Source organism: Archangium minus, from assembly GCF_044360475.1.
GTDB classification, from domain to species: Bacteria; Myxococcota; Myxococcia; order Myxococcales; family Myxococcaceae; genus Archangium; species Archangium minus.
This window is the reverse complement of record NZ_CP043494.1, coordinates 2,786,829-2,811,237: the sequence shown is the minus strand read 5'-3', so window position 1 is coordinate 2,811,237 and position 24,409 is coordinate 2,786,829. Positions and strand designations below refer to the sequence as shown.

Genomic DNA, 24,409 nt, shown 5'->3' with positions numbered 1-24,409 from the left:
GGGGCGCGTCGCTACGGCGCCCCCATGAGGAATTCCTGCGTGCCCACCGAGCCCTTCTCGGGGGTCACTTCCGCCGGCGCGGTGCCCTTCTTGAACCAGATGTTGACCGCGTCCTTGGTGCCGGACGAGGCGATCTTCCCCGTCTTCTTGTCCACGCGCTTGAGCACCAGGTTCTCGTTCAGCCACTGGGGCGGCCAGAAGTCGGACTGGGGACGCGCGGCCAGCGCCGTCTTCATGTAGTTGAGCCAGATGGGCAGCGACGCGCGGCCACCCGTCTCGTAGCGGCCCAGCGGGTGCTCGTTCTTGTCGTAGCCCACCCACGTCACCGTCACGAGGTCGCGCGTGTAGCCGGCGAACCACGTGTCGAACGAGTCGTTGGTGGTACCCGTCTTACCCGCCGCCGGCTTGCCCAGCTTCTGCGCCGGCGCGCCCGTACCCTCTTGCACCACGCCGCGCAGCATGGAGGTGAGGATGAAGCCCGTCTCGGGGCTCATCACCTGCTCACCCGGCTCGAACAGCCGCGCGTAGCCCGCGGCCACCCGGTCCTGCAGTGGCGCCCAGGCGTCGTCGTAGGCCGTGTGGTCCTCCAGCGTGCGCCCGAAGCGGTCCTCAATCTTGCGCACGAAGTACGTGGGCTTCTTGCGGCCGTAGCGGTTGAAGGTGGCGTACACGTTGGCCAGGTCGTACGGGTACACGCACGAGGAGCCCAGCGCCGCGGAGAAGTCCATGTTCATCGGCGTGGTGAGGCCCAGGCGCGTGGACCACTCGGCCATGTTCTTCACGCCCACCGCCGCGAACGTCTTCACCGCGGGGATGTTCATCGAGTTCACCAGCGCCGTGCGCAGCAGCACGTCACCCAGGAACTCGTCGCTGTAGTTGTCCGGCTTCCAGGCGACGCCGTTCTCCGGGTCGTGCTCGACGATGGGCGAGTCCACGATGATGGTGGCGCCCGTCCACCCGAGCTGCTCCAGCGCCGCCGAGTACACCAGCGGCTTGAAGGAGCTGCCCGGCTGGCGGCACGCCTGGAAGGCGCGGTTGAACTCGTTGGCGTCGAAGTCGTAGCCGCCCACCATCGCCGTCAGGTACTGGCGGTGGGGATCCACGGACACGAGCGCGCTCTGCAGCTCCGGCTCCTGCTCCAGCCGGAAGAGCGGCACGCCCTCGGGGATCTCCTTGTCCATCTTCCGGTCGAACTGGACGTTGTCGTCCGTGAGCTCCTTCTTCACCACGTGGCGCACCACGACGACGTCGCCCACGGTCAGCGCCCGCTTCACGGAGGTGAGCATGAGCCCCGGGTAGAAGCCCTCGGGGTTCACCTTGCGCGCCCAGCGCATGCCCAACAGCGGCAGCAGGCCCTTGTGCGGACCCACCCGCACCTCCGCGCCCTGGCCGTCCGGATTCACGCTCGTCACGAGGGCCACGTACAGCTTGTTCTCCGCGAGCTTCTCGTCGCCCATGACCTTGGTGGCCTTCTCCAGGAAGGCCTTGCGCTCCTGCTCCGTGGCCAGCTGCAGCACCGGCCCGCGGAAGCCCTGGCGCTTGTCGATGGCCAGCAGCCCCTCGAGCACCGCCTCCTGCGCGCCACGCTGCCGCTCGCTGTCCATGGTGGCGAAGATCTTCAGACCCTCGTTGAGCAGCACCTTGTTGGTGTAGCGCTCCACCACGTCACGACGCACCTGCTCGGTGAAGAAGGGCGCGAACTCGTGGAAGACGTCCTCCACCGGGTACACGCGCACCGGCTCCGCGTCGGCCGCCTCGCGCTCCTGCGCGGAGATCATTCCCTCGTCGAACATGCGCCGCAGCACGTACGAGCGGCGCTTCTTCGCCGCCTCCGGCCGCAGGAAGGGCGAGTAGCGGCTGGGCGCCTGGGGCAGACCCGCGATGAGCGTCATCTCGCCCAGCGTCAGGTCCCGCACGTCCTTGCGGTAGTAGTTCTCCGCCGCGCTCTGCACGCCGTAGCTGTGGTGCCCGAGGAAGACGTTGTTGAGGTAGAGGTAGAGGATCTCCTCCTTCGTCAGCGCCTCCTCCAGGCGCCGGGCGAGGATGGCCTCACGAATCTTGCGCGTGAGGTTCTTCGCCGTGGCGCTCTCGTAGCCCTCGGCGGCGATGAGTACGGCCTTGGCCGTCTGCTGCGTCAGGGTGGAGCCACCCTGCATGCTGCCGCCCAGGCCCAGCTTCTTGCGGATCGTCTTGAAGCCGGCGCGCATCGTGCCCAGCACGTCCACGCCCTGGTGGTCGAAGAAGCTGGAGTCCTCGCTCGCGATGAAGGCCTGCACCAGGCGCTTGGGGATGCGCTCGTAGGGCACCACCTTGCGCCGGTGGTGGTAGAACTCGCCGGCCAGCACCGCGTCATCCGTGTACACCTCGGTGACGATGGGCGGCCAGTACTGGTCCACCTTGGGGATCTCCGGCAGCCCCTGCGAGAAGTGGTAGTAGATGCCAAACGCCACGACCACCACGGCGGTGGCCCCCGTCAGCGTGGCCCACGCGGTGAACTTCAGCAGGCCCACCCACCAGGGGCGCTTCGGAGGGACACCGTCGAGCACCAGCTTCGACTGGGAGCGATCGGTCTTCTCGTTGGGATTCGTACTCATGAGGGTTCCAGCGCGGCGCGCTTCAACACGTCCTTCAACTCCGGGGGCAGCTTCGCCTCCACCTCCACCTTGCCCCCGTGAGCCGGGTGGGGAAATTCAATGCGCTCGGCGTGCAGGAACAGCCGTTTGAGACCCCAACGGGCCCGCACGTCCCGATTGAACGCGAAGTCACCGTACTTCTTGTCGCCCGCCACCGGATGCCCAATGGCGGTCAGATGCCTTCTTATCTGATGAGTGCGTCCGGTCTCGATGACGCAGGAGAGGAGGGCTGCCTCGCCCGACTGCTTGATGACCTTCCATCGCGTCACGGCCTCCTGCATGTTCACCCCACGACGGGCCTTGGACTCGGCCGTCTGCTGGTGTTCAGCGAGCGGGAGGTTAATGACCCCTGAGTCGCGCGGCATCTTCCCTTTGACCAGTGTCAGATACCTCTTGCGCGGATGTCCGTTGGTGAAGAGTTCCGTGAAGTGGACCATCGCCGGCCGGCGCTTGGCGACCAGGATGACGCCGCTTGTCTCCCTGTCGAGCCGGTGAGCAGGGCTCGCCGCGAAGTCGTTGCGCACCGCCTTGGGCCCCAGGTAGGCGCGCACGTAGTCCACCAGCGTCCCGCCGGTGATGCCGCTGCCGGTGTGGACCGCCATCCCACTCGGCTTGTCCACCGCCATCATCCAGTCGTCCTCCATGAGGATGATGAGCTCACTGGGGTCCACCGGAGGGGGTGGAGGGGGTTTACGCTCCTCGGGGTTGGCGGGGGCGAGGAGCTGCTCCTCGGTCCCCCGGATGGAGATGGTGTCGCCGGCCGCCAGGGGCTGCTCGGGCTGGGCGCGCTTGCCGTTTACCCGCACCTTCTTCACGCGAATCATCTTGAAGAGGTGAGAGGTGGGCACGTTCGCGAGCTTCTTGCGGAGGAACTTGTCCAACCGCATGCCCGCGCTGTCTTCCTCGATTCGGAACTCGATCATTTGACTGGCGTACGGACCTCACCACACCGATAAATTCGGATCCATGCCGAAAGCCCCCACGATTGAACAGCTCCTACAGAACGGAAGCGCCGAGTGGAACCGCCTGCGCAAGGCTGGCAAGGTCCCCACCGAGCACACGGGCGCGACCTTCTCGCAGCTCTTCTCCGCCAATACCGACTTGTCGGGTCTGGAACTGGTGGGCAGCGAGTGGGAGCGCTGCGACCTGTCCAAGGTGAACTTCCGCGACACGGACCTTTCCAACGCCTACTTCCACGGCGGCCGGCTCCAGGACTGCGACTTCCGAGGCGCGAACCTGGAGGGCGCCACCTTCGAGAAGCTCAAGCTGCTGCGCTGCGACTTCACCGGCGCCAAGGGCTTGGACGAGGCGGACTTTGACGAGGTCGACATGGACCGCGTCACCGGTCTGGATGGCGACGAGCCGCCCCCGCCCCCACCGCCCCCCGTGCAGGGCATCACCGCCTTCACCCGCGAGCAGCGTGACAAGGTGATGGGCCCGGCCGCCGTGCTCTCCATGTCCTCGCCCGAGCAGCAGCCGGCGGAGAACGAGCTGCCGCCCTTCAAGCCCCAGGACAACCCGGGCCAGCTCTTCTTCCGCGCCCTCAAGCGCCTGGGCGCGCCGCCCCTGTGGGTGCTCGATGTGCCGGGCCTGCGCCCGCTGCTGCCCCCTCGCCTGCCGCCCGGCTCCTCGCTGGAGACGCTCTACCGCGAGGCGGTGAAGACGCGGCTGGAGAACAAGAAGCCCGCGGCGGACCCCGGTGCCGTGGAGCGCGCCCAGCGCTCCCTGCGCCTGGGCGGCAAGGACTCCAACCTCGCCGCCATGTACCTGCGCGAGGTGGGCGTAGTGCCCTCCTTCCGCTTCTCCGCGGCCAAGGTGCTCAAGGGCGCCCTGCGCGAGGAGCTCCAGGTGGATGACATCACCGGCTCGGTGGACCCGCGCACCACGGGCGCCCTGCTGGAGCTGCGGCTGCCCCACGAGGTGGTGGAGCACACCCACGAGGTGCGCCGCCGACTTGCCGCCACCCAGCTCTACACCGCGCTGCTCGAGGCCGGCTTCAACCCGGAGAACAACTGGGAAGAGGCGCTCGAGTCGGCCGACGCCGCCATGGAGCTGGCGCAGCTGGCCACCGGCGAGGACCGGCAGGCGCTGCTCGAGGGCTTCCAGGTGTTCGCCGCCCTCCCCGACGAGGCCCGCCTGCGGCGCCTGGCGTACCTGGCCGAGGCCCTCTCCCATATGGAGCTCATCGGCCGGCTGCCCGAGGGTATGGAGCCCGCCTGGCTCACCGGCCCCGAGACGCGCGAGTGCCACGACCGGGAGATGACCTACGTGCAGTCGCTGCGCGCCGAGGACATCCCCCGCAAGGTGCCCGTGCTCGCCAAGGCCGAGCTGGGTGTGCCCGAGGGAGAGGTGCCCGAGGAGAGCGAGGAGGACCTCTTCGTCCACCTGCGCTGCGACGTGTGCGGCAAGGAGAAGCTCATCGTCCAGTCGCCTGGCGAGGAGTGACGGGCGGCCGCCCTGCCCGGGAAAGGGGGAGGTGAACGGTCCGGGACACTCCCCCTGTCCCATCTGGTACACCCGCCGGGCCCCTGGTGCCCTGGCGGGCCTGATTTCAAGGGGTTAGCTCGCGGCATGGGGAGTGCTTTGGGAAGGACACGTGAGCCAACGGGCTCATGAAGCCCTCCTTCGCAACCCCGGAGCACCCCTATGAAACGCCTCCAGCTTCTCGCGTTCAGCCTGTTCGCCATCGCCTTCGGACTCGTCACCTCCGGCTGCGGCGGCAACGACAGCAGCGTCACCATCAAGCTCACCGACGCCCCGGGCGACTTCAAGGCGGCCGTCGTCACCATCTCGGAGGTCTACCTCCAGGGTGAGGGTGGCAAGCTGGTCCTCAGCAGCGAGGCCACCACCACCAACCTGGTGACCCTGGCCAACGACACGAAGGACATCGTCAAGGACGCCGTCGTCCCGGCCGGCACGTACAGCGAGCTGCGCTTCGTCATCTCCGGCGCCTACATCGAGGTCGAGCAGGAGGATGGCAGCACCCTCATCTACGCCACGGATGAGAACTACGAGGGCCTGCCCGAGGGCGCCCAGGTCGCGGGCACCCTGCAGACGCCCAGCTTCAGCTCCTCCGGCCTGAAGGTGAAGTTCGACGGCGACGTCGAGGTGTCCGGCGAGCAGAAGGTCATCCTCGTGGACTTCGACGTGTCCCAGAGCTTCGGCAAGGAGCGCGGCCAGAACGACAAGTGGGTGATGAAGCCGGTCATCAAGGGCGCGGACATCACCTTCAGCGGCAGCGTGAACGTCACCCTGGCCAAGGACGCCGCTGTGGTCCTCCCCGAGCTCGAGGGTCAGGTGCTGACGCTGGCCGACTTCAAGGCCACGCTCAAGCCCACCGAGGCCAGCGCGGATGGCGCCGCCGCCCCGGCCGCCGAGGAGATCGCCCTGACGGACGCCAACGGCGACGGCATCTTCGAGGCCAGCTTCAAGTTCCTCGTCCCCGGCAGCTACGAGATTGGCTTCACCGGTCCCGAGGGCATCAGCTTCACCATCAACCCGGCCGTGCCCTCCCCCATCGTCATCGTCTCCGGCCAGGACCAGACGCAGGCCTTCGTGCTCACCTCCGCGTCCATCAGTGTACGTTAACGGAGTGTAATAAAACGAAGCCTTCTGGGGCTGCTTGTAGTATAAAGGCCTCCCCCTAGTAGTACCCCCCTAGTAGTACCGGACGGGGATACGGCACGGCACCGTATCCCCGTTCGGTCTTTTTTGGGCCCAGGTGGAATTCGAGCCCGGAACCTGGGCTCAGAGAAGCGCGAGCTGCTTGGGCTGACCGAGCGCACGCGCATCCAGGCCCTCCCCGCGCAACACCTCGGCGAGCTCCTCGGCGAAGCCGTGCAGGGTGATGACGTCCCGGGCACCGGTGGCCTTCACGTAACGCACGAGTGACGGACAGTCGGCGTGGTCCGACAGCGGGAAGGCCACGTCCGCGCCGTAGCGCCGCGCAGCCCCGCCTCCGTCGAGCGCCCAGCCCGTGAGGACGGCGGTGGCTCTCGGCCAGAAGGGAGCAAGCGCCCCACCCCGCACCAGGTGCGGAGGGAAGAAGAGCACCTCGCCCGGCTCGACACGGCCCTCGAAGCGGCGCAGCGGCTCGATGGTGACACCAAACTCACCGTAGAGCTTCGTCACCTCGTAGATGGAGGGGTGAGCCACCAGCGGGAAGCCGCGGTTGGACAGGTACTTCATCGCCTCCTGGCTCTTGCCCAGCGGGTACGCCAGCAGCACCGGCACCGCACCGCGCTCCAGGTGACGGCGCACCCAGGACTCCACCGCCCCCAGCACCTCCTCACGCGGCGGGAAGACGTAGCGCGGATGGCCGAAGGTGGACTCGATGACGAGCGTGTCACACTCGGCGACCTGCACGGGCTCGGCGGTGAGCGAGGGCGCGAGGTTGAGGTCCCCCGTGTAGACGATGCGCTTGCCATCCTCGCGGATGACGCGCAGCTGGGCACTGCCGAGGATGTGGCCCGCGGGCAGCAGTTCCAGCATGAGCGAGCCCAGCTCAAAGGGACGGCCATAGGGGACCGGCAACGGGGCGCTCACCTTCCCCAGCCGGTGCGCCATGAAGCGCAGCGTGGCGGCGGTGGCGATGGTGCGCTCGTGCCGGGCGATATGGTCCGAGTGCGCGTGGCTGACAAAGGACAGGGGGGACTTGCGGGTGGCGTCCAGGGACAGGGGCGTCCCGGTCAGGTGCAGTCCGTTCCTTCGCAGCTCGACGCTCATGGGGAACGCCGGGTATAGCGTGTCCCGGTGGGCATGCACGTCTTCTGCTCCCCCGGCCAGCTCGAACGTCTGGCATGCGCGGGAGCGGGCGCTGGGACTAGCCGACGCTGTCCGGCACGGCGGACCTGCCCGCCCGCAGACGCTCGAAGAGGTGCCCACCGAGCTCGGCCACCAGCACGCCCAGCACGATGAGGCCCCCACCCACCCACTCGCGCACGCCGAGCTTCTCGTAGCCGAGCGCCACCGAGAACACGCCCGTGAAGACGGGCTCCGTGGAGCAGATGAGCGCCACGCGCACGGCGGTGGTACGCGCCTGGGCCCACGTCTGCACGCAGATGCCCATCGCGCTGGCGAGCAGCCCGCAGTAGAGCACCGCTCCGAGGAAGGCCGGCGTCCACTCCACCCGGACCTGGGTGAAGGGCAGGCAGAGCGCGGACAGCACGGCCACCACCCACAGCTGCACCGCCACCAGCGCCACCACGCCCGTCTTCGGCGCGTACCGCTCGGTGAGGAGGATGTGGACGGCGTAGGCCACCGCGCAGCCCAGCGTCAGCCAGTCACCCGAGGACAGGCCCCCCACTCCCAGCTCCGCGCCGGTGAGGTAGCGCAGGCCCACCGCCGCCAGCACCACGCCCACCCACGAGGAGACGCGTGGCACCCGCCGGAAGAGCGCCAGCCCCAACACCGGGACGAACACCACGTACAGCCCGGTGATGAAGGCCGAGCGCGAGGGCGTGGTGGACACCAGTCCCACCGTCTGCAGCACGAAGCCGAGGAAGAGGAAGACGCCCAGCACCAACCCGCGGCGCAGCGTGTGCGGGACGAGCATCTGGCGTCGGGCCACGGCCGTGAGCGCCAGCGCGCCCAGGCAGAAACGCAGCGCGACGAAGGAGTAGGGATCTCCATCGCCGAGCGCCCCCTTCACCACCAGGAAGGTGGTGCCCCAGAAGGCGGACATGAGGGCCAGGGCCCCGTCCGCCTGGAGGCGCGCGCGGCCCGCCGGGGAGGGTGGAGTGTTCGTCGTCGGGGGGGAAGAGGAGCTGCTCACGGACTGCGCTTCTGACCTACCCATCGGGCCGATGCAAGGGGACGCACCCCACGCTTCACCGCTCGCCACGCCCCGCGGACACGCTCGTGACGCCACAGCCACCGGAGCAGACGGTGGGAGAAGAGAAGCGGACTCCGGGCGGAACGAGGCACGGGGAGCTGGAGCCGCCCACGTTTCACCGCCGTGACACGGCCGAGCACCCGTTCGACTTCATCTGAAGCCCCGAGGAAGGCCCGGGTCTCCAACGGGCCGGTGCGCGCCACCACATGAGCCGACAGCCGTCCGTCCCGACGAAGCACCAGGGCGATATCCCCCGCCGCCAGCGCGTCCTCACCGCAACGCAGGACACGCACGCCGTCACCCGGCCACAGGAGCGGCACCATGCTGCGTCCCAGGCCCGTCAGCCAGAGGGAGCGGCCCTCGGGAAGGGCCTCCAGCAGCCGGAGGACCTCAGCGGGCCGCATGGTCCTCGCACCAGTGCCGCAGGAACCCACCCGCCTCGGGATGGTTGCGGAAGGAGAAGCGATACGCGGGGAAATGAGAGGCCAGCCCCGCCACCCGCTGGAGCAGCTCGGCCTGGGTGAGCCCGTCCGCGGGCGCACGGAAGGCCTGGGAGAGCAGCAACGACACCCCAGCGGCGGGAGCGAGCGGCTCGAGCGACTCCGAGGAGGCGTGCACCAACGAGAAGAGCCCGCCCAGCAGGGCCTCGCGGGCCGTACCCACCAGGTCCGGATCCGAGCGGAAGGGTGTTCCGAGCACCCGCCCATCCGGTAGCAGCGCCACCACTTCGTCCGACAGCAGCGCTCCGCCCGCGAGGCGCGCGAGGCGCGCGAAGGTGGACTTGCCCGCGCCACTCGGCCCCACAGCCACGAGCGCCCTCCCACTGAATGCCACACTGGAGGCATGGAGGAGCACCCCCCCCTGCCTCACAGTGGCCAGGAGGAAGGCGGCTCGTAGCCCGAGCTCCGCCGCCAGCACACTCTGCGAGCAAGCGAGACGGATGAGGTCTCCCTCCACCTGGTAGCTGCCGAGTGTCGGGTAGCGGGGATTGAGGAGCTGACCGGTGGACAGCGTGGGGACGCGCTCCAGGCGGAGCTCGGGCATGGACCGAGGCTCCTCCGAGGGGCTCTGGAAGCGCTCCACATCACACCGGGGAGCAGCCAGGACGAGGAGCGACGGCTCGACCTGGATGCTCCAATCCCCCAGGCGCAGGCGGACCATTCAGCGGGTTACGCGCCCGACGAGCCCGGCAAGAGGCCATCGCACGGGTCGAGCTCGCCCGGCACGCAGTTGGTCGGGGTGAAGAGGTCAGGGAGCAGGATCTTCACCGAGCGAACCTTGGGACGGCGATAGGGCTTCTTGGGTCGTTCCATGGCGTCCCCTCAATACCAGACTTCCACCTTCGCGGGGGTGCTTTGACTGTCGCCCGCCGCCACGTCAGGCAGGCCGTCGCCGTTGAAGTCGCCAGACGCGATGCTGATGCCCAGGGCCGTGCTCGACGTCAGGCGGGACTGCATGAAGCCGCCCAGGACCGCGGAGTCGAACTCATTGCGCGTTCCGCCCTGGTTGTAGAAGACCCAGGCCGAGTTGTTTGTCGTCTGGTTCTGTCCGATGAGCAGGTCCTGCAACCCGTCGCCATTGAAGTCGGCCACCCGCAGACCCAGGCCAAAACGCACGCCACCGGAGATGCGCAGCGGCGTCGCCGTGAAGCCCGAGGGCCCGCCATCCGGGTAGATGTACACCGACTGCTTGTAGGGGTTGGCCACGACGAAGTCGACACCCGCGCCACGGATGAGGTTCTTCCCGCCCACGGCTTCGGTGCCGAGACCCGCCACGGCCGTACCTGTATCCGGGGTGGCCTGGAGGAACTGGAGGATGTCCGCTGCCCCCGTGGTGAGCGTCGCGCCCGGCGTCAGACGATTCCCGGAGTAGAGCCACACCTTGTTGGTGTCCACACGCGAGGCCACCACGCACATCTCGGGAGCGCCGTCTCCGTTGAGGTCTCCCAACGTGACGTTGCCGCGGTACATGCCGAAGGAGGGAGTCCCCGGCTCACCCACGAACGTCACATCCGCCGCCGAGGCGGGGATGATGCAGGCCCCCGTGGCAGTGGTGCAGGCGAGCCCCGCCGAGTCCTTCCCCAGGGCGTGCCACTGCGCGACCGGACGACCGAAGAACAGATAGGTCTTCACCTCGCCCGAGGAGCTGAAGACGAGTTCCTTCAGCCCATCTCCGTTGAGGTCGTCGATAATGCGGGTGCTGCCACCGAATCGAGCCGCGACGCCCAAGGGGCCCTGGAACTCGAGGTAGCGCGTCTTGTCCACCTGCTGGTCCTTGCGCCCGAAGTAGAGGAAGGCGCGCCCGCGCTCGAGCGTCCCCCCACCCGCCCACCGCCACGCCCCCACCACCAGATCCGCCACGCTCTCACCGGCCTCGTCGCCCACGTTTCCGAGCGAGAAGTCGATGCCGTACGACTGGGTGAAGGTATCCGGCGGGAGGAAGTCCTGCCGGACGGCAGCCGCAGGGTCCGCGGAGCCGTAGTAGACGAAGACCGAGCCCGGCTGGAGATCCGAGGCCCCCACCACGATGTCGTCCTTGCCGTCCCCGTTCAGGTCCCCCCCGGAGGCCATGGACTTGGCGAAGCCGTTGCCCGAGCTGGAGCCCGCGGGGTTGGACAGACTGGCGCGCCGCCAGAAGTTGGGGATGGGTGCCGTCTCCTTCTGGAAGGGGGAGTAGTTCCCCACCTCGTCACTGGCGCGCACCTGGATGGAGTAGCTGGCCAGCGGCGGCAGCTTCAAATCATAGGCGAGCGTGTTGGACGGCAGCAGCTTGCCGGTCTCCTGCTTCACCTTGAGCGTGTCGTGGAACTGGGCGTTGTCCGCGATGACGTCCGGCACCAGGACGTTCGTCGTCCAGCGCAGGTCGTAGCCCTGGACGATGCGCGAGAGACCATCATCACCCACGGGGTCCCACCGCACCTCGACGATGGCCGTGCGCACGAGAGCGGGCGGGAGTGTACGCCGGACGAGGGGCGCCGCGGGGGCAACCACGTCCACGATGGCCTGCGCCGTGTACGAGACCTGATTGCCGGACGCATCACTCACGCGGATCTCCAACGTCCCCGTCGAGTCGTGCGGCAGCGTCACCGTGCGATCAATCGCCGTGACCTCCGTGGTGGGATTCACCACGGGGCTCACCTCGGAGCCGTTGTAGAAGAAGCGCACCTGCCCGCCCTGCGCTCCCGTCACGTCGAAGAGGAGCTGCACCTGTGCCCCCTCCTGGTCCGCCCGCAGGTCCGCCACGTAACCCGGTACCGCCTTGAGGACGTTCACGTTGTCGGAGGCAGCCACCAGGAAGAGTCTCCCGGAGGTGTCCTTCTTGGGCTGGGTGACGGAGAGGGTGGGCGAGGAGATGTCCGCGGAGGCCTCCAGGAGATCCACCGTCGTATTGCCCACGCTGTCCGTCATCTCCACGCGGAAGCGAGCCGTCTCGCCATCCGCGAGCGTTACGGGGAAGGAGAAGCGACCCGCGGCGTCCACGTTCGCGGTGGCCTCGGCGGGGACCGTGTCGTTGCGGAAGAGGGCCACTGCGAGCCCCTTGCAGTCCGGCGCCTCGCCCACGAGGGTGTACTGCAGGCCGGGCAGGCTTGCGTTCCGATCGTCATGCGCCAGCAAGTGCACGGGACTGCCTGCCGGGTCGGTGAAGCGCAGTTGGCACCCGGGGGCGTCCACGGTCACGTTGGCCACCGTCGCCATGCCGAGGTTGCCCGCCGCATCCAGCAACTCCGCGCTGAGCTGGTAGGTGCCCGGTGTCAGCGTCACGGTGGTCCGGGCGGAGAACGTGTCATCCGCCGCACGCGTGACGGTGGCGCGGCCCACCTTCTCCCGAGCTCCCGAGACAGGCTGGGCGTAGAAGTCCACCTCGCGGCCCTCCTCGCCATCCACCGAGAGCTCCACCGTCAGCAGGGAGCCAACATGGTTGCTCCCCGCCACCGGTTGCGTGAAGGCCAGCGTCGGAGGCGCCAGGTCCACGGACACCTCGAACGCCTCAAGCTTGCGATTGCCCAACAAATCGGTGGCGGAGAGCTCGAACCGCGTGACACCCGACTCGACCGTGAACATCTGCGTCACAGTCGTGCCCGTCCGGGTCTGCGGAGCGCTGGAGCCAGGCGTCGGCGTGGCAACGATCGCAATGCCATCCGGTCCCACGTCCACGGAGGTGTCGAACGAGACGAGGAGCTGGAAACCAGGCGCCGCCGGGTCCGCATCATCCGCGGGCCCGAGGCTCAGCTTCGCGGGTGAAAGGATGTTGATGTCCGGAGGCTTGCGATCCAACCGGAGGCTGAAGAAGGCGGCATCGTTGCGTGGATCCAACGGCCGGCCCTCGCCAAGGTTGTTGGTGTTGCCCGTCTGATCCGTCGGGCGCACCGCGAGCTCGAGCGTGACGTCCTCCGCGCTCGCCAGCGCATCCAGGACGACGCGAACCTTCCCGTCCTCGATGTTGGCCGTGCCCAGGACGGACTTGCCCACCTGGTTGATGACCTGCACCACGCTGCCGTTCTCGAGATCCGCCGTGGTGACCTGCACCGCCGGCGCTCCGGAAGGCAGCTCGTCCGAATTCAGGATGTGGTCCCCCAGCGCGTCGCCCTCGAGCTGGACCGACACCACACGTGGGCGCTGGGAATCCACCGACATCACCACCGGAGCGGAGCGGGTGAGCGCACCATCGTCGAGGATGGCGTAGAGCGAGTAGCGCCCCTCGGGATAGGTGAAGAGCGCCGTATTCATGGGCGCATTGGACACCAGGGTGAACCCTTCTCCGTCCCGGCAAGGCGTGGCACCCGTCAGCAGCGGGACGTCAGAGCAGATGTCCACCGTGTACTGCGCGGACGTGGTGGTCACGCTGTAGTTCAACGGACGCTGGATGCCAGGTGCATCCAGTTGGAGATCCTGGCTCACGTTGTAGATGACCGATCCCGACGCGGATTGAGGCGCCGTGAGCACCACCGACACCGGAGGCGTGTTCACGACGAAGAGCCCCGTGACACAGGTGATGGCGCCACCGGAGCCCACCAACTCACCGCGCAGCACGTTGATCCCCTCGGTGAGGAGGATCCCCTCGAACGTGTACTCGGTCTGGTCCGCGGTGACGGAAACATCCCTGAGCACCGTCGTCCCCCGCTGCAGCCGGAGAACTCCCGCCCGGCCCGGCAGGGACACCTTGACCGGAATGGCGAGCCCGCCGCTCGGCTGCACCGCGCCGCTGTCACGGCCGAGCGTCGAACCCGCCACCGGGGAGACGAACTCCAGGGAGCCCGGGTCCAGGTTCAGCACCAACGGCTTCTTCAATGTGACGGTGTTGCCCGCCAGGTCCGTGGCCGTCAACGTCAGCGTGCAGGCGCCAGAGCGAGGCACCGTCACCTCGCGGAGCAGGGCCATGCCCGAGGTATCCGCCTTCGCGGAGACAGCCGCCGCCAGCTCGCACCCCGTCACGCTCACCGTGCTCTCTGGCTCGGTCTGCGCCTCGACAATGAGCTGCGTGCCCGGAAGCACCGAGGTATCAGTCGTGTTGCCGTCCAGGGTTCCAGTGTCATCCGGAGCTCCGCGAACCCGCGCCGCGAGCGCCGGGGCCTGGGTGTCCAGACGAACGTCGAGCGCCTGGCTCACGCCCCCCGGGCACTGCGCGACGAGCTCGAACTCTCCATTTCCCGGAAGGGTGGAGAGGGACACCGTGGTGGTGCCTCCGGAGACCGTCCCTGACACCTCCACCACTGGAGCCAACACCCCAGGCTTGAAGGCCCGAACGGTGACAGGACCCGACTCCGCTTCCACCTGGACGGAGAGCGGGAGGTCCCCCGCGCCACGCACCGCATGGTCGCGCGGGGACATGATGCGGCAGGCCTTGCGACCCGTCGCCACCACCACCGTCTTCAGCAGACACGACTCGAGGCCCGCGACGTTACGGACGCAGGCGCGCAGGGTGTTCTCCCCTTCGGCGAGGTCCGCGGTGAAGTCGGCCACGAGCATTCCGTCCTCGCGCCGGGAGTTCACGCGCACCGGCAAACCGAGCCGGCCATTGACGGACTGCCAGAACTCCACCGGGGTCCCTTCCGAGACACCCTCGACGGTGGCGCGCACCGGGAGCTGCACACCGTTCGCGGGGTTGGCATCTCCATCCTTGTTCACGGACTCCGCCGCCGTCAGCGCCAACAAGGGCGCGGTGTTGGCCACCGCCACGGAGAAGGACTGCTGCTTCACGTTGCCGCCAGAGTCCGCCACGCTCAACGTGAAGTCATGCGTCCCCGCCCCTGGCACCAACACGGACGGGAAGGACACACCACCAGCCTTCACGTCCGCGGTGAGCACCTCCCCGCCCTCGCGAGACAGCGTCGCCGAGGCCCCGTCCTCGCAGCAGCCCACCGCCGCCTCCACCTTGAAGGTGGTGGTGGCCACGGGCGCCACGGGCCCGGACACCTCCACGCGCGGCGCCACCGTGTCCACGGAGAGGGCACGCCGGGGACTCGTCACAAGCCTGTCTCCAAACTTCACCACCGCGTAGCAGTCGGCCACCTGGGCCTCGCACGCAGCCTGGGTGAGCGTCACCGGCACTTCGGTGGTACCCCCCGGCGCGACAACGAAGTCCGTCGGCGGGAGGCCACAGGCCTTCTCACACACCAGCGTGCCCTCGCGGCCCGCCAGCCCCGCGGTGCGCAGCTTGAAGCGCACCTGGTAACCCGGCATGGCGGGGTCCGCGTCATCCGACTCACGCAGCACCTGGCCCTCGGCGGGGCTGGTGAGGTCCACGCTCCACGTCTCCGCGCCCACCGTCACGCTCTGACTGCGCGTGGCCGTGCGCTTGGAGCCCTCCTCCTCCACCGTCACCCGCAGCACGGTGGTGCGCCCCGGCAACGTCACCCGGGGGAAGCGCACGCGCCCGCCGTCGAGCACTCCCGCCGGGCCCTCGTGCCACGACGACTCTCCCGGCAATTGCACCTCGAGCGTCGCCTTCCCCAGCGTCACCGCTCTCCCGGCCGAGTCCGCCGCCGCCGCCACCACGTCGTATTGGAAGCCCTCGGTCGCGGGGTCCGCGTCATCGCCCATGGCCAGGCGCTGTCCATCCACCGGCTGCTCGAATGCCACCGTCAGCTCGGACTCCACCGGCGGCTCGCAGCCTTTACACCCCGCCACCCACAGCGCACACACCGCCAGAAGCCATTGCCATCCCGCTCGATGCATGACTGCCTCTCGATGTACCGGTACAGGCGCCACCGGGCTCATGGCCCGAGCACCAACACCTTCTTGTCCACCAGGAGCTTCACGAAGGTGACCGTGTCCGCACGGCATACCTCGGGCTCCACATCAAACTCGTCGCACAACGCGGCCACGATGCCGCCCACCGTCCGCCGTCCATCCACCAGCTCGAGGATGCGCTCGGCCACCTCGGACACCGCGCCGTCCTCGTCCTCGAACGTGTGCAGCGTGTCGTCGAGCCCCACCGCCAGCATCCGGTCTCCCACGCGCTGAAGGCCTGCGTCCGGGTGGAGGCGCGGCACCGCATCCATCACGTCACCCATGCGCGCGCGTCCTCGTTGGTCACCATGACGGCCCCCTGTCCCTCTGGGCAACCGGGCCTCCCAGCCCTGTGCGAAGCGGCACGATGCTACAAGTCCCCCTCCCCCCGAGCCAGAAACCGCCGCCAGTCTGCTCGCTCCTGTTGTCCACTACTGGGGAACAGTTATGACGAAGGCGCGTCGCCGCCCACGCGCGGACGAGGAGCCAGGAAAATTCCATGAACACGATGACAGAGGGCCAGATGGCGCCCCAGCAGAGCTGGTGGGGCCGCAATTGGAAGTGGGTGGTGCCCACGGGATGTCTGGGATTGCTGCTCTCCTGCGGATGTCTGAGTGCCCTCATCTTTGGCGTCACGTGGCAGGCCCTGCGAGGCACGGGCGTCTTTGTGGAGGCAGTGACCCAGGCGAAGCAGTCGCCCGAGGTTCGTCAGGCGCTCGGCGAGCCCGTCGAGGCGGGCTTGATGCTCCAGGGCTCCATCCAGTCCCACAATGATCAGGGCTCGGCGAACTTCTCCGTGCCGCTCACGGGCCCGAAGGGCGAAGGCACCCTGTACGTCGAGGCCTACAAGAATGGGGAGGACTGGAAGTTCACCACGCTGCGGGTAGACATCCCCGGGCGCCCGGGCATCGATCTGCTCGGCGGAGCTCCCGCGCCGCCTCCCGATACCATCCCGTTCCCCGACTCGCCCCCGGAGCTCCCGGACGTCGAGCCCCTCCCCGACGAGGACGAGCCCTCCGAGCCCGAGGAGCCTCGCGACGAGCGGCCCACGGAGCGGAAGAAGGAAGACATCGAGCTCTGAGCCCCGCAACGCGGAAGGGGCGGCGCCGAGGAGTCCTCCCCGTCACCGCCCCTCCTGGAGGCCAGGGCTCGGAACGCGCCGAGCCCCGCTGTCCGACGGACTAGCCCTTGGCCTTGTGGATGGCCTCGCGCAGCGCAGGCAGCACCTTGAAGAGGTCTTCCACGAGCCCGTAGTCCGCCACCTGGAAGATGGGGGCCTCGGGATCCTTGTTGATGGCGACGATCGTCTTGGAGCTCTTCATACCGGCGAGGTGCTGGATGGCTCCGCTGATGCCCGCGGCGATGTAGAGCTGCGGCGCCACGACCTTGCCCGTCTGACCCACCTGCAAGTCATTGGGCACCCAGCCGGCGTCGCACACCGCGCGCGAGGCGCCCACCGCGGCACCCAGCTCGTCGGCCAGCGCCTCAATCTCCTTGAAGTCGCCCTTGGTGCCACGACCGCCGGAGACGACCACGCGCGCCTCGGTGAGCTCGGGCCGCGCGCTCTTGACCTCCTTGAAGTCCACGAACTTCGTCTTGCTCGCCTCCACCTTGGGCGAGAAGGCCTTCACCTCGGCAGCGCCCTGACCGCCCTGGACGGCAGGGAACTCGGTGGCGCGCAGCGTGAACACCTTCACCGGCGTGGTGAGCTTCACCTCGGCGAAGACGTTGCCCGCCCACATGGGCCGAGTGAAGGTGATGTCCGCGCCACTGCCATTGAAGCCCATGACGTCCGTGGCCATGGCGGCCTGCAGACGGGCGGCCACGCGCGGCATCAGGTCCTTACCCTGAGCGGTGGACGCCATGCCCACGTAGTCGGCGCCAATGGACTTCGCCAGCTCGGCGATGGCCGGGGCATACGTCTCGGCCAGGTAGTGCTCGAACTCGGGAGCCGCGGCGGTGTGCACCACCTTGGCACCCAGGCCCTTGAGCTCCTCGGTCACCTTGGAAGGGTCCTTGGAGAGCAGCACCGTGTGCAGCTCCGCGCCCGCCTTGTCGGCGAGCTGCTTGCCCGCGCCCAGGGCGTTGAGGGTCGCCTTGCGCAGGTTCCCGTCCGGCTGCTGCTCCGCAACGATGAGAATGATCGGCATGTTCAGCTCCAATTCTCGAAGAAGAAGGGAAACAGCGTCCCCGTCAGACGACCTTGGCCTCGTTGCGCAGCTTGTCCACCAGCGTCGCCACGTCCGGCACCTTGATGCCCGCCTTGCGAGGAGGAGGCGCCGCCATCTTCAGCACCTGCACCTTCGGGGTGACGTCCACGCCCAGCTTGGCCGGCGTCAGCTCCTCGATGGGCTTGCTCTTGGCCTTCATGATGCCCGGGAGGCTGGCGTAGCGCGGCAGGTTCAGGCGCAGGTCCGTGGTGACCACCGCCGGCAGCGCGCACTCGAGCGTCGCCAGGCCGTTGTCCACCTCGCGCACCACGCGCACGCTCTTGCCGTCCGCGCCCACCGTCAGCGCCGGCACCTTGTTCTTCTCCTGCTCGCTCTCGAGCGACTCCACCTTGGAGGCGAACGTGGCCTGGCCCCAGCCCAGGAACTCGGCCAGGTACTGGCCCACCTGGTTCTGGTCGTCATCAATGGCCTGCTTACCCAGGATGATGACGTCCGGCTTCTCCTTCTCCGCCACCTTCTGCAGCAGGCCGGCCACGCCCATCTGGTCCAACGAGCCCGTGTGGTTCACCCACACCGCGCGGTTGGCGCCCATGGCCAGCGCATGCCGCAGCTGCTCCTGCACTTCCTTGCCGCCGATGGAGACGACCACCACCTCGCCGCCATGCTTGGCCACGAGACGCAGTCCCTCCTCGACGCCAATTTCGTCGAAGGGATTGATCTTGTACTTGAGCCCCTCCTGAACGATTCCCGAGCCGTCCGGCTTCACCTTGATCTTGGACTCGGGGTCTTCCACGCGCTTGGCGGTGACGAGGATCTTCACGGTCGTCCTTCTCCTTAGAGCGGGTACTCCCAGAACTATCGGAACGGGCGCATTCTCATGACGCAATGCGCCGCGTACGGGGCGTTGATTTACGCATCAACGCCCCGGTCCGGCAACCGGGAAGAGCAAGGAGCGGACAGTTTTTCTTGTTTACTTGAACAGCTCGCGCGCGATCACGAGGCGCTGCACCTGGCTGGTGCCCTCGTAGATTTGGATGAGCTTGGCGTCGCGCATGAGCTTCTCCACCGGGTACTCCTTGATGTAGCCGTAGCCGCCGTAGATTTGAACGGCGTCGGTGGCGACCTTCATGGCCATGTCAGCGGAGAAGCACTTGGCGTAGGACGACTGCAGGGAGGCGCGTTGGCCCTCGTCGAGCAGCCAGGCGCTCTGGTGGCATAGCAGCCGCGCCGCCTGGATGTTCATGGCCATGTCCGCGAGCATGAACTGAATGCCCTGGTGCTCGCGGATGGGCTTGCCGAACGTCTTGCGCTGGGCAGAGTACTCCAGCGAATACTCGAGCGCGGCGCGGGCGATGCCCACGGAGAGGATGGCGGTGATGGGACGGCTGTTGTCCAGCGTCTCCATGGCGATGCGCCAGCCCTCGCCCTCCTCGCCGATGCGGTTGACCACCGGGACGCGCACGTCCTCGAAGGTGAGCGCCACGGTGTCGCTGGCGCGCTGACCCATCTTGTTCTCGTGCTTGCCCACGGTGAGGCCCTTGGGACGGCCCTCCACCACGAAGCACGTAATCCCCTTGTGCTTCTTGGCCTTATCCACGGTGGCGAACACCGTGTACTGGTCCGCGTGGCCACCGTTGGTGATGAAGCACTTGGAGCCGTTGAGCACGTAGTGGTCGCCGTCGCGCACCGCGGTGGTGCTCATGTTGGCCACGTCCGAGCCCGCCTCCGGCTCGGTGAGGCAGAACGAGGCGAGCTTGAACTTCTCGGTGAAGGGCGTGAGCAGGCGCTTCTTCTGCTCGTCGGAAGCGCCCACGATGATGGGCAGGTTGGCCAGGTCATTGGCCGTGATGGAGGTGGCCATGCCCGCGCAGCCCCAAGCCAGCTCCTCGTAGGCCAGGAGCTGATCCACGTGCGACAGCCCCACCCCGCCGTAGGCCTCGGGGATCGCCATGTTCAGCAGGCCGTTCTCCCAGGCGGAGACGATGATGTCCCGGGGGAACTCCGCGGTCTCGTCGTGATGGGCCGCCTTGGGGCGGATGACCTCACGCGCGAACTTGCGAGCCATCTCCTGCAGGGCGCGCTGGGATTCATTGAATTGGAAGTCCATCGGGGTTTCCTCGCGAGCTCGGGGTGGGCACGGACACGTCTTGAGCAGAAGATTCCAACACTCCAATCCACTGAGAACGCGTCATGCTTGTGTTGTTTGACGAATACCCCGCTGGCCAGAATACTGCCAGCCGTCAAGTATCGGGCCGGAACCCTGTTGAGGGGGAATCAACTACATGCATCGACTGTTGAAGTTCGCTGGCGCCCTGGCGCTGGTGTTGGGAATCGCCGCTTGCCCAGGGCCAGACAAGCCGGAGGGCGAGCCCTTTCTGTCGGTGAGCGCCAAGCCGCGCGCCATTGACGATCAGGGCCAGACCGCCACCATCAGTGTGAACGCCACTGACGCCCAGGGTGAAGCGGGAACGGGCACCGTGGAGCTGACCGCCTCGGCCGGCATGTTCGAGGATGACCAGAAGACCACCACGCTGACGCTCTCGGGCGGTAGCGCCACCGTTGAGTTCAAGTGCCCGAAGGCCCAGGACTCGGCCTGCAAGGGCGCGGTGACGATCGACGCGAAGTGGAACCAGACCACCGCCAAGACGACCCTCCAGGTGGGGGGGACGGTCATTGACCCGGGCGATGGGGGCACCGACGGAGGGACCGACGGAGGTTCTGACGCGGGTGACGGTGGAGACGGAAACCCCTCCTCGAAGTTCAAGGTCAGCATCCAGAGCGACAAGCCGGCGCTCGTGGCCAACACCGGCGATCGCGTGATCATCACCGCGACGGTGACGCGCACCGCGGACAACAGCCCGGTGGCGAACGGGACGCCCATCACCTTCGCCACGGACAAGGGCTCCTTCCAGCCGGAGGCAGGATTCCAGAACACCATCGTCAACACGGTGGACGGCAAGGCCACCGTGTCGCTCTACGTGGCCGGCGCCGGGGCCGGCAGCGCGCGCGTCACCATCACCGTGGAGAACGAGACGTCGGCGATGACGTATCCCTTCATGGACGTGTCCTCCATGTCCCACGTGAAGACCACCACCACCAAGGATCAGCTCGGTGTGGAGTCCTCTGGCCGTGAGACCACCACGCCCATCGTCTTCAAGCTGATCAACGCGAGCGGGCAGCCCGTGCCGAACGTCGACGTGAGCTTCTCGGTGTCGGGCGCCGCGGGTGCGAGCGTCACGCCGAGCGCGACGACGGATGCCTCGGGACAGGTGACCACCACGCTGCGCGCGGGCAACTCGGTGGGTGTGGCCATCGTCAGGGCTGTGGTTACCGCCACGCGCGACTCCGTCCGGCCCATTGATGCCAACCACCCGGGTACCCCCATCGTCGGTGGCAAGCCGTCCGACGACGGGTTCCTGGTGGACTGCGCCAAGAAGAACCTGGGCGCGCTCCACGCGAGTCCCGTGAAGCAAGTCACCACCACCTGTACCGCCAAGCTGGTGGATCGCTACGGCATCCCCGTGGGCCTGAAGACGTCAGTGCAGTGGTACCCCGAGGCGGGCTCCATCAACAGCCCCGTGGAGTCCAAGCCCCAGACGACCAGCACTCCCGCTGCCGACACGGGCGTGGCCACCACCATCTTCAGCACTACCGGCTACTTCCCTCCCTACCCGGTCGAGCCCCTGCCGGGAGAGAGGGTGCACAATGGTCGCAACCCTCGCGACATGGCGGTGACGGTCATCGCCGTGGTGGCGGGCGAGGAGGACTTCACCGACGGCTCCGGCCCCGATGGCAAGCTCAACGGTCAGTGGGATCCCGGCGAGTGGTTCGTGGACCTGGGTGAGCCCCTGGTGGACCGCAACGACAACGGCGTCTGGGATCCGGGCGAGTTTTTCATCGACACCGAGCGCATCGACTGCGCCGACCCGAGCAAGCCCGCGACCCGCAACGACAAGTGGGATGGACCCAACGGCTGCTGGGACGGAAACACGCAGATCTGGCGCGCCATCCACATCGTCTACTCCGGCCCCCTGGATCCGACCAACTTCGAGCTCCTCACGCCCCCGGATGCGGCGCCGGCCGTCTACAATGTGCCCCTCAACTCAGTCCGGGATGTGTTCTTCCGTTGGGGCGATGCCTACTCTAATCAGATGTCATCGGATGCCGCGGGATTTACCGTGCAGCGCTCGGGCAATCGCGGCCAGGCCGTGGTCTCGCACACAGCCATGACGGTCGATTACGGTGGGTTCGACATCAACTACACCCGGCGCGTGGCCACGACGCAGCCGGACGGCAGCCTGAAGATCGAAGGGCTGTGCGATGACGGTGCACCGACGCCACCGGGCTCTGACACCTCCCCGGTCAAAACCCGCTGCGTCCACTCGGTGGACTACAGCTTCAACCGCAATGTGGACGGAAACACCGGCTCCGTCCGCCTGACAGGGGCGACCAGCGCGACGGGAGGCCCGGTCCGCAGCGACATCGAGCTCAAGGCCAGCCACTCCTTCTCGCCGACGATCATCCTCAAGGTCTTCGAAGCGATCTTCCAGTAACGAGCGCTCCGAGCCGTAGATAGCACGAGGCCACCGCGCCAGGACGGGCGGTGGCCTCTGTGTTTCTCGGGCAACTGGCCCGGGAGCAAGCTACGGCTTGGTGGCCTTGGGCACCTTCTCCCAGTCGGCCAGGAACTTCTTGATGCCGATGTCGGTGAGCGGGTGGTTGGCCAGCTGGGTGATGACGTTGTAGGGCAGCGTGGCCACGTCCGCGCCCATGCGCGCCGCCTGCAGCACGTGCACCGGGTTGCGCACGCTCGCCACCAGCACCTGCGTGGTGAAGTCGTAGTTCTGGTAGATCTCGATGATGTGGGCGATGAGCTCCATGCCATCCTGGGAGATGTCGTCCAGGCGGCCCACGAACGGCGAGATGTACGTGGCGCCCGCCTTGGCGGCCAGCAGCGCCTGGTTGGCGGAGAAGCACAGCGTCACGTTGGTGCGGATGCCATCGGAGGTGAGCGCCTTGACAGCCTTGAGGCCCTCCACGCCCATGGGAATCTTCACCACCACGTTGTCGTGAATCTTCGCCAGCCCCTGGCCCTCCTTGATGAGCTCGGGAGCTTCCAGCGAGACGCACTCGGCGCTGACGGGGCCATCCACGATGGAGCAGATCTCCCGGATGGTCTCCTCCAGGCCGCGGCCCACCTTGGCCAGCAGCGACGGGTTGGTGGTCACGCCATCCAGCACGCCCATCGCGTGGGCCTTGCGGATTTCCTCGACGTCAGCGGTGTCGATGAAGAACTTCATCTCGTACACTCTCCAGGTTCAGGTGGTAGCGCTAACAAGCCTGTCCTCAATGAAATCCACGCTCGCAGGGCATGCGCTCCAGTCTGCCCGCCAGGCGAGAAGGCGCGTAGCCGATGCCCTCCGGTGCGTCAAGCTGGCAGGCCCGCCCAGGCCGGGGGTACAAGGGCCCCCATGGCCCGAGTCCCCCGTAACACCGCCCGAAAGCCCCGCCTTCGCGCCATCCCAGGCCAAGCCACGCCCGCTCCCACGCCCTCCCAGGACGAGCGCGAGGCCACGCTCGCCTATGCGCGCAGCGTACTCGAGGCCGAGGCCCAGGCGATCCTCGGGCTGACGGGACGGCTGGGGGACTCCTTCCTGCGAGCGCTGGAGCTGGTACGCGACTCGAGCCAGACCGTGGTGACGGGCATGGGCAAGGCGGGCCTCATCGGCCAGAAGCTGTCCTCCACCCTGGCCTCCACCGGCATCCGCTCTGTCTTCCTGCACCCCGCCGAGGCCGTGCACGGAGACCTGGGTCGCGTGGGCCGGGGGGACGTCATCCTCGCGCTCTCCAACAGCGGTGCCAGCGAGGAGCTGGTGCGCCTGCTGCCCTCCTTCAAGCGGCTGGGTGCCCCCGTCATCGCCATCACCGGCGACCCGGAGAGCCCCCTGGCCCGAGGCTCGGACGTGGTGCTGGACATCGGCCGCATCGAAGAGGCCTGCCCCATGGGCATGGTGCCCACCGCCTCCACCGCGGCCCTGCACGCCATCGGGGACGCGCTCGCCATGGCCGTGCTGCGCGCCCGGCCCTTCGGCTCCGCCGAGTACGCCCTGCTCCACCCCGGTGGGAAGATTGGCCGCTCCGTCATGCGCGTCTTCGAGCTGATGCGCTCGGGCAACGCCAACCCCGTCGTCCGAGACAGCGCGAAGCTCTCCGAGGCCGTGGTGGTGATGACCAACACCCCGGGCCGGCCCGGCGCCACCAACGTCGTCGACCGCCAGGGGCGGCTCGTGGGCATCTTCACGGACGGAGACCTGCGCCGGCTCGTCGAGCAGGGGCGCACGGACTTCGACCTGCCCATCCGCGAGGTCATGGGCAAGCGGCCCCGGTGCGTGGGCCCCGAGGTGCTGGTGCTCGAGGCCACCAAGCTCATGCGCGAGTTCCGCGTGGACCAGTTGCCCGTGGTGGACGCCGAAGGCAAGTGCGTGGGGCTGCTCGACGTTCAGGATCTGCTCGCCGCGCGGTACTTCTGAGTGCCCTAGGATG

18 protein-coding genes are annotated in these 24,409 nt (G+C 67.9%); 5 read left to right on the top strand and 13 right to left on the bottom strand.

Going from position 1 to position 24,409, the window contains the following annotated elements:
* Positions 1-11: 11 nt before the first annotated feature.
* Entirely contained in the window at positions 12-2,594 is a 2,583-nt protein-coding gene (locus F0U60_RS11555; protein ID WP_395817992.1) for a penicillin-binding protein 1A, read from the bottom strand.
* Complete coding sequence (locus tag F0U60_RS11550; protein ID WP_395817990.1) at positions 2,591-3,556, bottom strand: RluA family pseudouridine synthase; 966 nt, start codon at positions 3,554-3,556, stop codon at positions 2,591-2,593. The genes F0U60_RS11555 and F0U60_RS11550 overlap by 4 nt, the downstream gene beginning before the upstream one ends.
* Positions 3,557-3,599: 43 nt before the next feature.
* Between F0U60_RS11550 and F0U60_RS11545 the strand changes: the two genes are divergently transcribed.
* Together F0U60_RS11545 and F0U60_RS11540 are read left to right on the top strand one after the other, a co-directional pair.
* Positions 3,600-5,078, top strand: a complete 1,479-nt coding sequence (locus tag F0U60_RS11545) for a pentapeptide repeat-containing protein (RefSeq protein ID WP_395817987.1) — start codon at positions 3,600-3,602, stop codon at positions 5,076-5,078.
* Positions 5,079-5,279: 201 nt separating this feature from the next.
* Positions 5,280-6,221: a DUF4382 domain-containing protein gene (locus tag F0U60_RS11540; RefSeq protein ID WP_395817984.1), complete on the top strand. Its 942-nt coding sequence runs from the start codon at positions 5,280-5,282 to the stop codon at positions 6,219-6,221.
* 159 nt (positions 6,222-6,380) lie between these two features.
* Here F0U60_RS11540 and F0U60_RS11535 read toward each other — a convergent pair whose 3' ends face one another.
* The 7 genes from F0U60_RS11535 to F0U60_RS11505 all read right to left on the bottom strand — a co-directional run bounded on the left by F0U60_RS11535 (position 6,381) and on the right by F0U60_RS11505 (position 15,979).
* Complete coding sequence (locus F0U60_RS11535) at positions 6,381-7,358, bottom strand: MBL fold metallo-hydrolase (RefSeq protein WP_395817978.1); 978 nt, start codon at positions 7,356-7,358, stop codon at positions 6,381-6,383.
* A gap of 97 nt (positions 7,359-7,455) precedes the next feature.
* A complete protein-coding gene (locus F0U60_RS11530) occupies positions 7,456-8,406 on the bottom strand; it encodes a DMT family transporter (RefSeq protein WP_395817976.1) in 951 nt (316 codons plus the stop codon).
* Positions 8,403-8,870 carry a hypothetical protein gene (locus F0U60_RS11525; protein ID WP_395817973.1) on the bottom strand — a complete coding sequence of 156 codons (468 nt, stop codon included), beginning with the start codon at positions 8,868-8,870 and terminating at the stop codon, positions 8,403-8,405. Before F0U60_RS11525 ends, F0U60_RS11530 begins: the two co-directional genes overlap by 4 nt.
* On the bottom strand, positions 8,857-9,627 hold the full coding sequence (locus F0U60_RS11520; protein ID WP_395817970.1) for a potassium transporter TrkH: 771 nt from the start codon (positions 9,625-9,627) through the stop codon (positions 8,857-8,859). Before F0U60_RS11520 ends, F0U60_RS11525 begins: the two co-directional genes overlap by 14 nt.
* A gap of 8 nt (positions 9,628-9,635) precedes the next feature.
* Positions 9,636-9,779, bottom strand: a complete 144-nt coding sequence (locus tag F0U60_RS11515; RefSeq protein ID WP_395817967.1) for a hypothetical protein — start codon at positions 9,777-9,779, stop codon at positions 9,636-9,638.
* A gap of 9 nt (positions 9,780-9,788) precedes the next feature.
* On the bottom strand, positions 9,789-15,641 hold the full coding sequence (locus F0U60_RS11510) for an FG-GAP-like repeat-containing protein (protein WP_395817964.1): 5,853 nt from the start codon (positions 15,639-15,641) through the stop codon (positions 9,789-9,791).
* Between the two features lie 38 nt (positions 15,642-15,679).
* Complete coding sequence (locus F0U60_RS11505; RefSeq protein WP_395817961.1) at positions 15,680-15,979, bottom strand: PqqD family protein; 300 nt, start codon at positions 15,977-15,979, stop codon at positions 15,680-15,682.
* 215 nt (positions 15,980-16,194) lie between these two features.
* Between F0U60_RS11505 and F0U60_RS11500 the strand changes: the two genes are divergently transcribed.
* A complete protein-coding gene (locus F0U60_RS11500; RefSeq protein ID WP_395817959.1) occupies positions 16,195-16,776 on the top strand; it encodes a cytochrome c oxidase assembly factor Coa1 family protein in 582 nt (193 codons plus the stop codon).
* Positions 16,777-16,876: 100 nt separating this feature from the next.
* Here F0U60_RS11500 and F0U60_RS11495 read toward each other — a convergent pair whose 3' ends face one another.
* From F0U60_RS11495 to F0U60_RS11485, 3 genes are all read right to left on the bottom strand, one after another.
* On the bottom strand, positions 16,877-17,845 hold the full coding sequence (locus F0U60_RS11495) for an electron transfer flavoprotein subunit alpha/FixB family protein (protein ID WP_395817957.1): 969 nt from the start codon (positions 17,843-17,845) through the stop codon (positions 16,877-16,879).
* A 43-nt stretch (positions 17,846-17,888) separates the two neighbouring features.
* Complete coding sequence (locus F0U60_RS11490; protein WP_395817954.1) at positions 17,889-18,686, bottom strand: electron transfer flavoprotein subunit beta/FixA family protein; 798 nt, start codon at positions 18,684-18,686, stop codon at positions 17,889-17,891.
* Between the two features lie 150 nt (positions 18,687-18,836).
* Complete coding sequence (locus F0U60_RS11485; protein ID WP_395817951.1) at positions 18,837-19,973, bottom strand: acyl-CoA dehydrogenase family protein; 1,137 nt, start codon at positions 19,971-19,973, stop codon at positions 18,837-18,839.
* Positions 19,974-20,148: 175 nt separating this feature from the next.
* Here F0U60_RS11485 and F0U60_RS11480 point away from each other — a divergent pair, with 175 nt between their 5' ends.
* Positions 20,149-22,419, top strand: a complete 2,271-nt coding sequence (locus tag F0U60_RS11480) for a hypothetical protein (RefSeq protein ID WP_395817948.1) — start codon at positions 20,149-20,151, stop codon at positions 22,417-22,419.
* A 90-nt stretch (positions 22,420-22,509) separates the two neighbouring features.
* Here F0U60_RS11480 and fsa read toward each other — a convergent pair whose 3' ends face one another.
* On the bottom strand, positions 22,510-23,166 hold the full coding sequence (gene fsa / locus F0U60_RS11475) for a fructose-6-phosphate aldolase (RefSeq protein WP_395817944.1): 657 nt from the start codon (positions 23,164-23,166) through the stop codon (positions 22,510-22,512).
* Between the two features lie 171 nt (positions 23,167-23,337).
* Between fsa and F0U60_RS11470 the strand changes: the two genes are divergently transcribed.
* Positions 23,338-24,396, top strand: a complete 1,059-nt coding sequence (locus tag F0U60_RS11470) for an SIS domain-containing protein (RefSeq protein WP_395817941.1) — start codon at positions 23,338-23,340, stop codon at positions 24,394-24,396.
* Positions 24,397-24,409 lie beyond the last annotated feature (13 nt).

Coding starts and splice junctions, on each gene's coding strand:
- F0U60_RS11535 (WP_395817978.1), bottom strand. CDS start 7,358: ATGAGCGTCGAGCTGCGAAGGAACGGACTGCACCTGACCGGGACGCCC.
- F0U60_RS11515 (WP_395817967.1), bottom strand. CDS start 9,779: ATGGAACGACCCAAGAAGCCCTATCGCCGTCCCAAGGTTCGCTCGGTG.
- F0U60_RS11505 (WP_395817961.1), bottom strand. CDS start 15,979: ATGGGTGACGTGATGGATGCGGTGCCGCGCCTCCACCCGGACGCAGGC.
- F0U60_RS11545 (WP_395817987.1), top strand. CDS start 3,600: ATGCCGAAAGCCCCCACGATTGAACAGCTCCTACAGAACGGAAGCGCC.
- F0U60_RS11495 (WP_395817957.1), bottom strand. CDS start 17,845: ATGCCGATCATTCTCATCGTTGCGGAGCAGCAGCCGGACGGGAACCTG.
- F0U60_RS11500 (WP_395817959.1), top strand. CDS start 16,195: ATGAACACGATGACAGAGGGCCAGATGGCGCCCCAGCAGAGCTGGTGG.
- F0U60_RS11525 (WP_395817973.1), bottom strand. CDS start 8,870: ATGCGGCCCGCTGAGGTCCTCCGGCTGCTGGAGGCCCTTCCCGAGGGC.
- F0U60_RS11550 (WP_395817990.1), bottom strand. CDS start 3,556: ATGATCGAGTTCCGAATCGAGGAAGACAGCGCGGGCATGCGGTTGGAC.
- F0U60_RS11510 (WP_395817964.1), bottom strand. CDS start 15,641: ATGCATCGAGCGGGATGGCAATGGCTTCTGGCGGTGTGTGCGCTGTGG.
- F0U60_RS11540 (WP_395817984.1), top strand. CDS start 5,280: ATGAAACGCCTCCAGCTTCTCGCGTTCAGCCTGTTCGCCATCGCCTTC.
- fsa (WP_395817944.1), bottom strand. CDS start 23,166: ATGAAGTTCTTCATCGACACCGCTGACGTCGAGGAAATCCGCAAGGCC.
- F0U60_RS11555 (WP_395817992.1), bottom strand. CDS start 2,594: ATGAGTACGAATCCCAACGAGAAGACCGATCGCTCCCAGTCGAAGCTG.
- F0U60_RS11485 (WP_395817951.1), bottom strand. CDS start 19,973: ATGGACTTCCAATTCAATGAATCCCAGCGCGCCCTGCAGGAGATGGCT.
- F0U60_RS11480 (WP_395817948.1), top strand. CDS start 20,149: ATGCATCGACTGTTGAAGTTCGCTGGCGCCCTGGCGCTGGTGTTGGGA.
- F0U60_RS11520 (WP_395817970.1), bottom strand. CDS start 9,627: ATGGTCCGCCTGCGCCTGGGGGATTGGAGCATCCAGGTCGAGCCGTCG.
- F0U60_RS11470 (WP_395817941.1), top strand. CDS start 23,338: ATGGCCCGAGTCCCCCGTAACACCGCCCGAAAGCCCCGCCTTCGCGCC.